Here is a 13313-nt window from a genome sequence, read left to right on the forward strand (position 1 = left end):
CCCGATGCTGATAAAACACACCGCCTCCGTACAATGGCAACTTTGGATCGTGGCATTCGGCTTCTTTATGCAGACGCTCGACACCACTATCGTCAACACCGCCCTGCCGTCGATGGCCGTCAGCCTGGGGGAGAACCCGCTGCGCATGCAGTCGGTGATTGTCTCCTATGTGCTGACGGTGGCGGTGATGCTGCCTGCCAGCGGCTGGTTGGCGGATCGATTTGGGGTGCAGCGGGTGTTCTTCAGCGCCATCGTGTTGTTTACTCTGGGGTCCATTCTGTGCGCCCGTTCTGAGACGCTGAATGAGCTGATCGCCTCGCGCGTGATCCAGGGCATCGGCGGCGCCATGATGGTACCGGTGGGTCGCCTGACGGTGATGAAAATCGTCCCGCGCGAACAGTATATGGCCGCGATGACCTTCGTCACCCTGCCCGGCCAAATTGGCCCGTTAATGGGGCCGGCGTTGGGCGGTTTTCTGGTGCAGTACGCCAGTTGGCACTGGATTTTCCTGATCAATATCCCGGTGGGGATCGCCGGTGCCATCGCCACGTTGCTGCTGATGCCCAATTACCGCATGCAGACCCGTCGCTTCGACATCAGCGGCTTTATCATGCTGGCGATCGGCATGGCGACGCTGACGCTGGCGCTCGACGGCCACAAAGGGATGGGGCTCTCCTCTCCCGCCATCGCCGCGCTGGTGATTGCCGGCATCGCGGCACTGGCGGGTTACTGGTGGCATGCGCATGGCAATAGCCGCGCATTGTTCTCACTGCGGTTATTCAAAACCCAAACCTATAAAGTGGGGCTGACGGCCAGCCTGCTGGGCCGTATCGGCAGCGGCATGTTGCCCTTTATGACACCGCTGTTTATGCAGGTCGGCATGGGCTTCTCCCCGTTCCACGCCGGGTTGATGATGATCCCGATGATTATCGGCAGCATGGGAATGAAACGCATTGTGGTGCGGGTGGTTAACCGCTTCGGTTACCGTAACGTGCTGGTTGCCGCCACGCTGATGCTGGCGTTGATCAGCCTGAGTTTCCCGCTGGTAGCGATGCTGGGCTGGATCTGGCTGCTGCCGGTAGTACTGTTTTTCCAGGGCATGGTCAACTCATTGCGCTTCTCGGCCATGAACACCCTGACGCTGAAAGATCTGCCGGATCGACTGGCCAGCAGCGGCAACAGCCTGCTGTCGATGGTGATGCAGCTGTCGATGAGCCTCGGCGTCAGCATCGCCGGTATTCTGATCGGCAGCTTTGCCCATCATCAGGTGGTTACCGACAGCCCGGCCATCCATAGCGCATTTATTTACAGCTACTGTTGCATGGCGTTGATCATCGCGCTGCCCGCGCTGGCCTTCGCCCGCGTTCCGGCCGATACCGCCCCCAACCGTACGCTGACCAAAGAGCCGGGGACCGGCTCCAAGAGGTTGCAATAATGAAAATAGGCATCACCGGCAAGCTGTTCATGGCCATTTTCGCCACCTGCATGTTGGTGCTCATTACCATGCATTGGGGCGTTCGCATCAGCTTCGAGCGCGGTTTTATCGACTACATCAAAAACAGCAACGAGCAGCGCATCAACATGCTGAGCGAAGCATTGGAAGAACAGTACAGTCGTCACGGTAACTGGGTTTTTCTGCGTAATAACGATCAGGTGATTTACCAGATCATGCGTTCGTTCGAACAAAACAGCGACAGCAGCCACAATTTGCCGCCCAAAGGCTGGCGCACCCAGTTTTGGGTGGTGGACAGCCAGTACAACCGGCTGGTGGGGCACTCCGGCCCGGTACCGAAGGAGGGCCCGCGTCATCCGATTCGCTACAACAATGAAATCGTCGGCTGGGTAATTACGACGCCCATAGAGAGGCTGACACGTAATACCGACATCAGTTTCGATCAGCAGCAAAGACGCACCAGTTGGATGATTGTCGCCCTGTCCACCCTGCTGGCAGCGGCGGTCACCTGGCTGATGTCGCGCGGGTTGCTGGCGCCGGTCAAACGGCTGGTAGCCGGTACCCACCGGCTGGCGGCTGGCGATTTCAGCACCCGCGTAGCCGTCAGCAGCCAGGATGAACTGGGTCGGCTGGCGCATGACTTCAACCAGCTCGCTACCTCATTGGAAAAAAATGAGCAGATGCGCCGCGCCGTGATGGCCGACGTCTCGCACGAGTTGCGTACCCCGCTGGCGGTGCTGCGCGGTGAGCTGGAGGCGCTGCAGGACGGCGTACGTCAGCCTACGGCTGCTTCGCTGGGATCCTTGCAGGCCGAAGTCTCCACCCTGACCAAACTGGTGGACGATCTGCATCAACTGTCGTTATCCGATCTCGGTGCGCTCGCCTACCGTAAATCGCAGGTTGATTGCGTGCATTTACTGCAAATCGCGGTTGCCAGCTTCCGCGAGCGTTTTCACGCCAAAGGGTTGGACATCGTGACCCAACTGCCAGAACAGGCACCGCTGTTTGGTGACCCGGACAGGCTTAACCAACTATTCAACAACCTGCTGGAAAACAGCCTGCGTTACACCGACGCCGGTGGCAAGCTGGAGATTGGCGCCCAGACGCAGCCAGGCCGCCTGCTGATTTACTGGCAGGATAGCGCACCGGGCGTCAATGACGATCAGTTGGCGCGCATTTTCGAACGTTTTTACCGTACCGAAGGTTCGCGTAACCGCGCCAGTGGCGGCTCCGGTCTGGGGTTGTCAATCTGTCAAAACATAGTGGAAGCACACAACGGGACGATCTACGCCCAGCACTCGCCTTTGGGCGGCGTGCGGATTACAGTAGAATTCGCCACCCCGGTAATGAATAAGGCGTCATGATGGAAACCCAGAATCAACCGTTGCAAATTATGATTGTTGAAGATGAGCCCAAGCTCGGCCAACTGCTGGTGGACTACCTGCAGGCGGCGGGATATGCCACGCGTTGGCTGACCAACGGCAGCGAGGTGGTCCCGGCGGTACATGAACATTCGCCGGCGCTGATCCTGTTGGATCTGATGCTGCCGGGCAGCGATGGGTTAACGGTATGCCGAGAATTGCGCCGTTTCACCGATATTCCGGTGGTGATGGTGACGGCAAAAATTGAAGAGATCGACCGCCTGCTGGGGCTGGAGATCGGTGCAGACGATTATATCTGCAAACCTTACAGCCCGCGTGAAGTGGTTGCGCGCGTAAAAACCATTCTGCGCCGCTGCTATCGCCCATTGGACAATATGCAGGAAGAAACGCAGCTTCACATTGACGAACCGCGCTTTCAGGCCAGCTATCAGGGGCAGATGCTGGATCTCACTCCGGCGGAGTTTCGCCTGTTGAAAACCCTGGCCAGCCAGCCGGGCAACGTGTTCTCGCGCGAGCAGCTGCTGAATAATCTGTATGACGACTACCGGGTGGTGACCGACCGTACCATCGACAGCCACATCAAAAACCTGCGGCGCAAACTGGAGCTGATCGACGGCGAGAAATCATTTATCCGCTCCGTGTACGGCGTCGGTTACCGCTGGGAGTCCGAACCTTGCCGCCTGGTGAACGGGCTTTAATCGGCCCTAGGTCCAGTCTTCTATCGTCAGGCCTGGCACCATGGCAAACGCCCGGTCGTTAGTCACTATTGTCGCTCCGCGGCTCTGCGCGTGGGCGGCAATAAGCTGATCCAGGGCCCCCATCACCCGCCCCTTTTGCGTCATTTCCGCCCGCAGCGTGCCATAGCAATGCGCGGCTTCACTGTCCCAGACATATACCGTCACGGAATCAAGAAATGCCGCGACCGTCGCTTTCAGCGCAAGGTTCTGCCGCTTGGCTACGCCATAAAGCAGTTCCGCCTGCGTAATGCTGGAAATGCATACCGCAGAAGGCGGGATTTTTTCCATTAGGCTCAGCAAGCGGGGATGCCGACGGAACAGTTGGCTGACCGTATTGGTGTCAAACATATACATGCTTACTCTTCCCCGGCGAACGGATCGCGGGTGGCACTGCCCTGCTGACGTTCATCAGCCGCCAGAAAGTCATGCGGTACCTGCGTTTTTTCGATCATTTGCAGCAGCGGAGCCCAGCTGTCAGGTTTGGCCGGATATTTAGATAAAATCACGTTTCCCTCCCGATCGCGGCGGATATACACACGATCTGTATCAAATTCGAATTCCACGGGTAACCTCACCGCCTGATTTCTGCCGTTTTTAAACAGTTTCGCGACCCTTTCCATTTCCATCCCCCTTAACAGGCATAGGCCTAAGCATATGCCTGTTAAGGGGAGATGCCAATATGCGGTGCTTATTTTTTGACCGCAATAATGCAACGGCCTCACCCTAGCCTTCCCAGGTTGCGGTTGAAATACTGCGTGCTCAAGAATGCGGCGGGCTGCGCAAAATTTCGGCATGACAATCCCCCGTTAGCTTCCCGTGCTACAGCAGTATCCGCTGCACAAAACTCCCTGTCAGCGCAAAAAAATGGCGTTTTTTTTGCGCTACCCTTCTCAAGTCCGGTTTATTAGCCGCTCAATTTCAAGCCATTGGCTACACTTACATCACTAATCGGAACCCACAGGAGAAGAACCATGGCAATCGGTCACTATGAGCTGAAAAAAGCAAAGAATGGGCAATACCACTTCAACCTGAAAGCCAGCAATGGCGAAATCATTCTGGCCAGCGAGATGTACGCCAGCAAGGCCTCGGCGGAGAATGGCATTGCCTCGGTGCAAACCAATTCCCCCCACGAAGCACAATACGAACTGAAGCACAGCACCAGCAATCAGCCTTATTTCGTGCTGAAAGCCAAAAACCATCAGGTGATCGGCGTCAGTGAGATGTACAGCTCTGAAACTGCGGCAAAGAACGGTATTCAGTCGGTGATCAAAAACGGTCCGGCCACCGACGTGCGCGATCTGAGCGCTTAATGCATCTGTAAGGCGCGCGATGCCCGCCATCGCGCGTTTTTCTTATGACCAGGATCAATCTCCCTGTAATAAATCCGGTTACCTGCTGATTTCTCGCCGCGCTGCGGCTACAATTCCCCGCTTTTACTGCGCCATTTGGGGCGCGTTATACCCACTGGCTTTCATACAGCAGCTAGGCGGCAAGTTCGTGAGTCTCCGGGAGCTTGGTAGACCAAGTGACTGGGGTGAACGAATGCAGCCAACAACGCTGCGGTTAGAAAGACAGAGGTATACTGACCTGAAATCAGACCGAGACTCATTATGTTTACACCGGAACTCCTCTCCCCAGCCGGCACGCTGAAAAACATGCGTTACGCCTTTGCCTATGGCGCCGACGCGGTTTATGCAGGCCAGCCGCGTTACAGCCTGCGGGTACGTAACAATGAATTCAACCACGAGAATCTGGCGCAGGGAATTAACGAAGCCCATGCGTTGGGAAAACGCTTCTACGTGGTAGTGAATATCGCCCCGCACAATGCCAAGCTGAAAACCTTCCTGCGCGATCTTAAACCCGTGATCGACATGGGCCCGGACGCGCTGATCATGTCCGATCCCGGCCTGATCATGATGGTACGTGAAGCCTTCCCGCAGATGGATATCCACCTGTCGGTGCAGGCAAACGCGGTAAACTGGGCGACGGTAAAATTCTGGCAGCAAATGGGCCTGACGCGGGTGATCCTGTCGCGTGAACTGTCGCTGGAGGAGATCGCCGAAATCCGCACCCAGGTGCCGGAGATGGAACTGGAAATCTTCGTCCACGGTGCGCTGTGCATGGCCTACTCCGGCCGCTGCCTGCTGTCCGGCTATATCAACAAACGCGATCCTAACCAGGGCACCTGCACCAACGCCTGCCGCTGGCAGTACAAAGCGGAAGAAGGTAAAGAAGACGAGACCGGCAACATCGTGCATATGCATGAACCGATCCCGGTGCAAACCGTCGAGCCGACGCTGGGCATCGGGGCCCCCACCGACAAGGTGTTCATGCTGTCCGAAGCGCAGAAACCCGGTGAATACATGAGCGCCTTTGAGGATGAACACGGCACTTACATCATGAACTCGAAGGATTTGCGCGCCATCCAGCACGTGGAGCGCCTGACGCAACTTGGTGTGCATTCGCTGAAGATTGAAGGCCGCACCAAATCCTTCTACTACTGCGCGCGTACCGCGCAGGTCTATCGTCGCGCTATCGATGACGCCGTCGCCGGCAAGCCTTTCGATCCCACTCTGTTGACCACGCTCGAAGGCCTGGCACATCGGGGTTACACCGAAGGCTTCCTGCGCCGTCACGTACACGAAGCGCAGCAAAACTACGATTACGGCTCATCGCTGTCTGAGCGCCAACAGTTTGTCGGCGAATTCACCGGGGTACGGCGTGACGGCTGGGCTGAAGTTGACGTGAAAAACAAATTCCTGCTCGGCGACAGCGTAGAAATGATGACCCCAGGAGGTAACGTCTTGTTTACCCTGGAGAGCATGCAAAATAAGAAAGGTGAAGCGATCGACGTGGCGCCGGGTAACGGCCATATCGTTTATTTGCCGATCCCGCAAGATATCGATCTCAATTACGCGTTGCTGATCCGAAATTTGCCGGATACCAATACTCCTGCGGCATAAAATGCAGGGAGTGATCCTTTAATGGCATTTTTTAGCAAATATTAGAATTGGATCACATCAATTACTCCGCAGCTTGGTTAACATCAGGCTGCTTAAAACTAAGAACGAAAAAGATTTGCATAGCAATACTAGGAACCACCTCCTTAGCCAGTCCAATCTCCCTTGGACTGGCTTTTTCTTTGCTGTCGTAAAATAATCCTATCTAATATATCCATTAGCTTTCAATTCACTGACTTGCCTATTTTTCATTACGACCTGTTGTCATGGCGATATAAAAATAAAGCTACAACGATTAATTAATGCATTAACAAAAACCACTAACTTGCCCACGGATATATCTTAATTTAAGTCAATCCTGCAGAAATAATCTCTGCCAGGTCAGGATTAATCAGAATTAACTGAATATTCTGATGGCCTGCCGCCGATGGGTAGTTTATCGTTGCCCTATAGTTTACAGCCGGGAGATATCGGGAATGCATTCACCAGCACCAGCGCTTCTTATCATTAACGGCAAAGGCGCCGGCAACGACGAGGTTCGCCTTGCCGTACAAAAGTTGCGAGATGAAGGCCAGCCTCTTCACGTTCGCGTAACCTGGGAACAGGGTGACGCAGCGCGTTACGCACGGGAAGCCTGCCAACTGGGTGTGAAAACGCTGATTGCCGGCGGTGGTGACGGCACCATCAACGAAGTGGCTGCGGCGCTAACGGCCTTGCCGGCGGCCGGACGCCCGGTACTGGGTATTCTGCCGCTGGGCACCGCCAATGACTTTGCCATGGCCTGCAACATTCCTTTGATGCCGGAACAGGCATTGCGGTTGGCAGTAAAAGGCCGCGCGGTGCCGATAGACCTGGCGAAAGTGAACGATGAACGCTATTTCATCAATATGGCAACCGGCGGATTCGGCACACGCATCACCACCGAAACACCAGAGAAGCTGAAGGCGGCGCTGGGTGGCGTGTCCTACTTTATCCACGGTTTGTTGCGCATGGATACGCTCAAGGCCGACCGCTGCGAGATCCGCGGGCCGGATTTCCACTGGGCAGGCAATGCGTTGGTCATCGGCATCGGCAATGGCAAACAGGCCGGAGGTGGTCAGCAACTCTGCCCGGACGCGCTGATCAACGACGGCTTGCTGCAACTGCGCCTGTTGATCGCGGATGAACTTCTGCCGGCGCTGGTAGCCAGCCTGTTTAACGACGAAGAAAACAAAAACGTCATCAGCGCCGCACTGCCGTGGTTGGAGATCAAGGCCCCGCACGAGATGACCTTTAACCTCGACGGTGAACCCCTGAAGGGCAAGCATTTTCGCATTGAAGTGTTGCCGCATGCCATTGAATGTCGCCTGCCGCCTAACTGCGGGCTGCTGGGTCAAGGCCCTACCCCCGAATAACCGTCTATGGCGCTCACCGGCAAGGCTGAGCGCCACTCGTCATAGCATCAGCCCCTTTATCCCAAAGAATTTACCGCCTGTCGCTTGCACTTTATTCCGCATCGAAATGTGATCCTCTCCGGCAAATCCTTTAAATCATACTTGTATGGTAGTTGGTTCATAGCGTATTTTCCGTCCAATATGATGACCCGTGGGAACAGGATAAAGACGTTATGAAGATTGTTAACGCAGAGGTATTTGTGACCTGCCCAGGCAGGAATTTTGTCACGCTGAAGATCACCACCGACGAGGGTATTACCGGTATCGGTGACGCCACGCTTAATGGCCGTGAACTACCGGTGGCGTCCTATCTGAAAGATCATGTCTGTCCGCAGTTGATCGGCCGGGACGCCCATCAGATCGAAGACATATGGCAGTTCTTCTATAAAGGCGCCTACTGGCGCCGCGGGCCTGTCACCATGTCCGCCATCTCTGCCGTAGACATGGCGCTGTGGGACATCAAGGGCAAGGCCGCCAATATGCCGCTGTACCAATTGCTCGGTGGCGCATCGCGTACCGGCGTCATGGTGTACTGCCACACCACCGGCCATTCCATCGACGAAGTGCTCGACGACTACGCCAAACATAAAGAGTTGGGCTTTAAAGCCATTCGTGCCCAATGCGGTGTGCCTGGCATGAAAACCACCTACGGCATGGCCAAAGGCAAAGGCCTGGCTTATGAACCCGCCACCAAAGGCAACTGGCCGGAAGAACAGCTGTGGTCAACGGAAAAATACCTCGATTTCACCCCCAAGCTGTTTGAAGCAGTACGTAACCGTTTCGGTTTCGACGAACATCTGCTGCACGACATGCACCATCGGCTGACCCCTATCGAAGCCGCCCGCTTCGGTAAAAGCATTGAACAATACCGCCTGTTCTGGATGGAGGATCCGACCCCGGCAGAAAATCAGGAATGCTTCCGTTTGATCCGCCAGCATACCGTGACCCCTATCGCCGTCGGCGAAGTCTTCAACAGTATTTGGGACTGCAAGCAACTGATCGAAGAACAGCTGATCGACTATATCCGTACCACCCTGACCCACGCCGGCGGCATTACCGGCATGCGCCGTATCGCCGACTTTGCCTCGCTGTATCAGGTACGTACCGGTTCACACGGGCCATCCGATTTGTCCCCTATCTGCATGGCGGCGGCGCTGCACTTTGATCTGTGGGTCCCTAACTTCGGCGTACAAGAATACATGGGCTACTCCGAACAGATGCTCGAAGTATTCCCGCACAGCTGGAGCTTCAACGACGGCTACATGCATCCGGGCAACAAGCCGGGGCTGGGTATCGAGTTCGATGAAAAACTGGCGGCCCGTTATCCCTATGAACCGGCTTATCTGCCGGTCGCACGCCTGGAGGATGGCACCTTATGGAACTGGTAACAGAAGAACACACCATGCACAGCGTGGTCATTGAAAAACCAGGCCAACTGGTTATCCAGCAACGCCCCTTGCCGCAGCCGGCAGCCAACGAAGTGCGGGTGAAGATAAAGTTCGCCGGTATTTGCGGCTCAGATGTGCATATCTACCATGGCCATAACCCTTTCGCTCGCTACCCGCGCGTCATCGGGCATGAGTTTTTTGGCGTCATTGACCAAGTGGGGAGCGATGTCGATCCACAACGCATCGGGGAACGCGTTGCGGTCGATCCGGTCGTCAGCTGCGGGCATTGCTACCCTTGCTCTATAGGCCGCCCTAACGTCTGCACCGAACTGCAGGTAATTGGCGTGCACCGCGACGGGGGATTCAGCGACTACGCCTGCGCTCCGGCGCGCAATGCCTACCGCATCCCGGACAGCATCAGCGATCGCCATGCCGCCATGGTCGAACCCTTCACCATTGGCGCCAATATCACCGCCCACCTGCAACCCACTGCCGATGACATCGCACTGATCTACGGCGCCGGGCCGATGGGGCTGACGGTGATCCAAACGCTGAAAGGGGTCTACGGCGTGAAGCAGGTGATCGTGACCGACCGCATCAGTGAGCGCCTGGTGATGGCGCAGGAAAACGGTGCCGACTGGACCTTCAATAACGCTGAAGGCTCGCTGCAAGCCGAGTTGGAGCGGCGCGGACTCCAGCCGACGCTGATCGTCGACGCCGCCTGCCATCCGGCCATTTTGCAGGAGGCGATTAACCTGGCATCACCGGCGGCGCGTATCGGCATCATGGGCTTCTCCGGCGAGGCCTGCCCCCTGACCCAGCAAAGCATCACCAGTAAGGAGCTGTCGATTTTCTCCTCACGCCTAAACAGCGGGCGCTTCCCGCAGGTCATCGATTGGATGGCCAGCGGCAAAATCGATCCGCAACGATTAATTACCCACTGCGTCTCGGCCAGCGAGGTTGAGCAGGCGATGCTGATGTTCGAACAAGACCAGCGCACCTGCTGCAAGGTGTTATTACAGTTCGATTAGCACCCGGCGTCGCCACCTTTGCAAAGAACTAAGCATCACAATGAAAACAACATAAGTGGAGTGCTTTATGTTTAAAAACCTGCGTTGGACCATCGTATTCCTGCTGTTTATGGTCTACATGATCAACTACCTCGACCGCGTTGCGCTGTCGATTACCGTGCCGATGATCGAGAAGGATCTGATGTTGAATGCCGAACAGTTCGGCATCATCTTCGGCAGCTTCTTCTTCGGTTACGCCATCTTCAACTTTGTCGGCGGGCTGGCGGTAGACAAGTTCGGCCCGACGCTGGTGCTCGGTGTCGCCGTTGGCCTGTGGTCGATTTTCTGCGGCATGACGGCATTAGCCACCGGTTTCTATTCCATGCTGATCCTGCGCGTGCTGTTCGGCATGGCAGAAGGGCCAATCTGCGCCTCGGCCAATAAGATGATCAACGGCTGGTTCCCGAAGAAACAGGCCGCAACCGCCATGGGGCTGCTCAGCGCCGGTTCACCTTTGGGTGGTGCCGTCGCCGGGCCAATCGTCGGCTATCTGGCACTGGCGTTCGGCTGGCGACCGGCGTTTATGATTATCTGCTCGATCGGTATCGTCTGGATGCTGGTGTGGTTCTTCGTGGTGGCGGATAATCCGGCGAAAAGCAAACGCGTCAGCGATGAGGAACTTGCGCTGGTCAACCGGATGAAACAGGAAACCCACAGCGCGGAAGAAGAGCTGAGCAACGCGGCACACGGGCTGGGTTACTACCTGAAACAGCCGATCATCCTGGTCACTGCGTTCGCTTTCTTCTGCTACAACTACATCCTGTTCTTCTTCCTGAGCTGGTTCCCTTCCTATCTGGTTCAGGCGCATAACCTGAACATCAAGGAAATGAGCCTCACCACCATGATCCCGTGGATTGTCGGCTTTGTCGGGCTGGCGCTCGGCGGCTATATCTCCGACAAGATTTTCAATATCACCGGCAAGCTATTGCTGTCGCGCAAGATCGTGCTGGTCACCAGCCTGCTGGCGGCGGCCATCTGCGTGGCCCTGGCGGGTACCGTCAGCAGCGTAGTACCGGCGGTGGTACTGATGTCAGTATCGATCTTCTTCCTGTACATCACCGGCGCCATTTACTGGGCGATTATTCAGGACGTGGTGCATAAGTCCCGGGTCGGCGGTGCCAGTGGCTTTATCCATTTGGTCGGCAGCGTTTCCGGCATCATTGGCCCTATCGTGACCGGCTACATTGTGCAAAACACCGGTAAGTTCGACAGCGCCTTTATGTTGGCTGGCGGCGTGGCTGCGCTGGGTGCAGTGCTGGTGCTGTTGGTGATCAAGGCACCGCGCAACACCGTACAGCCGCAAATCTCGAAATCTTAATGCTTCAGGGGCGGCCAAGGTCGCCCCGCTTTCCCCTTCTTCAGGAACGACAACATGACGCTTTCCAGCACCGCCGCGCTACCGGCGGCAATTGCAGCACCAGGCTACGATCGCCAACGGCTAAAACCCCGAATCGTACACCTCGGTTTTGGCGCATTTTTCCGGGCTCATCAGGCGATTTACGCCGAGCGTCTGGCAAAGGATCACGCCAGCGATTGGGGCTACGGCGTGATCAGCATGCACAACGGCCAGCAAAAAATCGCCGATATACAACGTCAGGACCTGTTATATACGGTGGCCGAAATGGACGACAGCGCCTGGCGAGGTCAGGTTGTCGGCATTATCAGGCAAGCGCTGCATCTGCAGGTCGACGGGCTGGAAGCCGTACTTGAAGCTATGGCGCAGCCGGAAGTCGCTATCGTTTCACTGACCATCAGCGAGAAAGGCTACTGTTATCATCCCGCCAGTGGCCAGTTGCTGGCTGAACATCCGGACATTCAGCATGATATCGCCCACCCGCAGCGGCCAAAGTCCGCTCCCGGTTTGCTGCTGGCGGCGCTACGGCTACGTCGTGAGCGTGGGCTGCCGGCATTCGCCGTGATGTCCTGCGACAACATGCCGGCCAATGGCCAGGTGACCCGCAACCTGCTCTGCCAACTGGCGCAGCGACAGGATGCGGAACTGGCGGCGTGGGTTCAACAGCATGTCGCTTTTCCCTCCACCATGGTCGACCGCATTGTTCCGGCGATGACGGCGGAAACGCTGCGGCACATTGAAGGTTTACTGGGTGGTATCGTCGATCCGGTCGCTGTCGCCTGCGAGCCCTTTAGCCAATGGGTAATAGAAGATAACTTCCCACAGGGGCGTCCGGCGTGGGAAAAGGTCGGAGCCGAACTGGTCCACGACGTGCTGCCTTACGAAGAAATGAAGCTGCGGATGCTCAACGGCAGCCACTCTTTTCTGGCTTATCTGGGCTATTTGGCCGGCTATGCGCATATCAGCGACTGCATGCAGGATGCGCATTTTGTGCGTGCGGCGCGCCATCTGATGCTGGCGGAACAGGCGCCGACGCTGCAAGTCAGCGGTGTGGATCTGACGCAGTACGCCGAATCGCTGCTGGCTCGCTATCGCAATGGTGCGCTGAAGCACCGCACCGGACAAATCGCCATGGACGGCACGCAAAAACTGCCACAGCGTTTGCAGGACGCCATCCGCTGGCACCTGGCACAGGGCAGCGATTTTAGCTGCCTGGCTTTAGGGGTGGCCGCCTGGATGCGTTACGTCGGCGGCCAGGACGAACAGGGTCAGATTATCGAAATCAACGATCCCCTGCGTGAACATCTTGCCGAACGGGTCGGCAACAGCCGCGAAGGCGCCGAACGGGTATTGGCGCTGCTGCAGCTTGAAACGGTGTTTGGGCGCGATCTGCCGGACAGCTTACGGTTCGTCAAGGCGGTGACCGATGCCTACCTTACGCTGCTGGCGCAGGGGGCTCGAGCCACCGTTGCCGCGCTGCCCGTCATCGAAAACACATCGGAAGCACGATGATGGATGTCACTGTGCCGAAGCCCC

Annotated in this window: 12 protein-coding genes; 10 read left to right on the plus strand and 2 right to left on the minus strand. The window is 56.6% G+C overall.

Annotated elements, in window-relative coordinates; all coding sequences use genetic code 11:
• Positions 1-4: 4 nt before the first annotated feature.
• From AC1RKG_RS21510 to baeR, 3 genes are read left to right on the plus strand one after another with little or no spacing between them, the layout of a single operon-like run.
• Positions 5-1435: an MFS transporter gene (locus AC1RKG_RS21510; protein WP_493183693.1), complete on the plus strand. Its 1431-nt coding sequence runs from the start codon at positions 5-7 to the stop codon at positions 1433-1435.
• A complete protein-coding gene (gene baeS, locus AC1RKG_RS21515) occupies positions 1435-2817 on the plus strand; it encodes an envelope stress sensor histidine kinase BaeS (protein ID WP_046372938.1) in 1383 nt (460 codons plus the stop codon). Before AC1RKG_RS21510 ends, baeS begins: the two co-directional genes overlap by 1 nt.
• Positions 2817-3533 carry an envelope stress response regulator BaeR gene (baeR, locus tag AC1RKG_RS21520; RefSeq protein WP_020828095.1) on the plus strand — a complete coding sequence of 239 codons (717 nt, stop codon included), beginning with the start codon at positions 2817-2819 and terminating at the stop codon, positions 3531-3533. The genes baeS and baeR overlap by 1 nt, the downstream gene beginning before the upstream one ends.
• A 6-nt stretch (positions 3534-3539) precedes the next feature.
• Here the strand turns inward: baeR and AC1RKG_RS21525 are convergent, their stop codons facing one another.
• A complete protein-coding gene (locus AC1RKG_RS21525; protein WP_493183694.1) occupies positions 3540-3926 on the minus strand; it encodes a type II toxin-antitoxin system VapC family toxin in 387 nt (128 codons plus the stop codon).
• A gap of 2 nt (positions 3927-3928) precedes the next feature.
• Positions 3929-4192, minus strand: coding sequence for an antitoxin (locus tag AC1RKG_RS21530; RefSeq protein WP_020828097.1), 264 nt, complete (start codon positions 4190-4192; stop codon positions 3929-3931).
• 351 nt (positions 4193-4543) lie between these two features.
• Between AC1RKG_RS21530 and AC1RKG_RS21535 the strand changes: the two genes are divergently transcribed.
• The 7 genes from AC1RKG_RS21535 to AC1RKG_RS21565 all read left to right on the plus strand — a co-directional run bounded on the left by AC1RKG_RS21535 (position 4544) and on the right by AC1RKG_RS21565 (position 13289).
• Positions 4544-4882, plus strand: coding sequence for a YegP family protein (locus tag AC1RKG_RS21535; RefSeq protein ID WP_020828098.1), 339 nt, complete (start codon positions 4544-4546; stop codon positions 4880-4882).
• 300 nt (positions 4883-5182) lie between these two features.
• A complete protein-coding gene (trhP, locus tag AC1RKG_RS21540) occupies positions 5183-6535 on the plus strand; it encodes a prephenate-dependent tRNA uridine(34) hydroxylase TrhP (protein WP_041414820.1) in 1353 nt (450 codons plus the stop codon).
• A gap of 473 nt (positions 6536-7008) precedes the next feature.
• Positions 7009-7926: a lipid kinase YegS gene (yegS, locus tag AC1RKG_RS21545; RefSeq protein WP_020828101.1), complete on the plus strand. Its 918-nt coding sequence runs from the start codon at positions 7009-7011 to the stop codon at positions 7924-7926.
• 212 nt (positions 7927-8138) lie between these two features.
• The gene (manD, locus tag AC1RKG_RS21550; protein WP_020828102.1) at positions 8139-9353 is read left to right on the plus strand and encodes a D-mannonate dehydratase ManD; all 1215 of its coding nucleotides are present in this window, start codon (positions 8139-8141) and stop codon (positions 9351-9353) included.
• 14 nt (positions 9354-9367) lie between these two features.
• On the plus strand, positions 9368-10384 hold the full coding sequence (locus AC1RKG_RS21555; RefSeq protein ID WP_493183707.1) for a Zn-dependent oxidoreductase: 1017 nt from the start codon (positions 9368-9370) through the stop codon (positions 10382-10384).
• A 67-nt stretch (positions 10385-10451) separates the two neighbouring features.
• Positions 10452-11741, plus strand: a complete 1290-nt coding sequence (locus AC1RKG_RS21560; protein ID WP_020828104.1) for an MFS transporter — start codon at positions 10452-10454, stop codon at positions 11739-11741.
• 54 nt (positions 11742-11795) lie between these two features.
• Positions 11796-13289, plus strand: a complete 1494-nt coding sequence (locus AC1RKG_RS21565) for a mannitol dehydrogenase family protein (RefSeq protein ID WP_493183695.1) — start codon at positions 11796-11798, stop codon at positions 13287-13289.
• Positions 13290-13313: the final 24 nt, after the last annotated feature.

This window comes from Serratia sp. GW822-FHT06D09 (assembly GCF_058799515.1).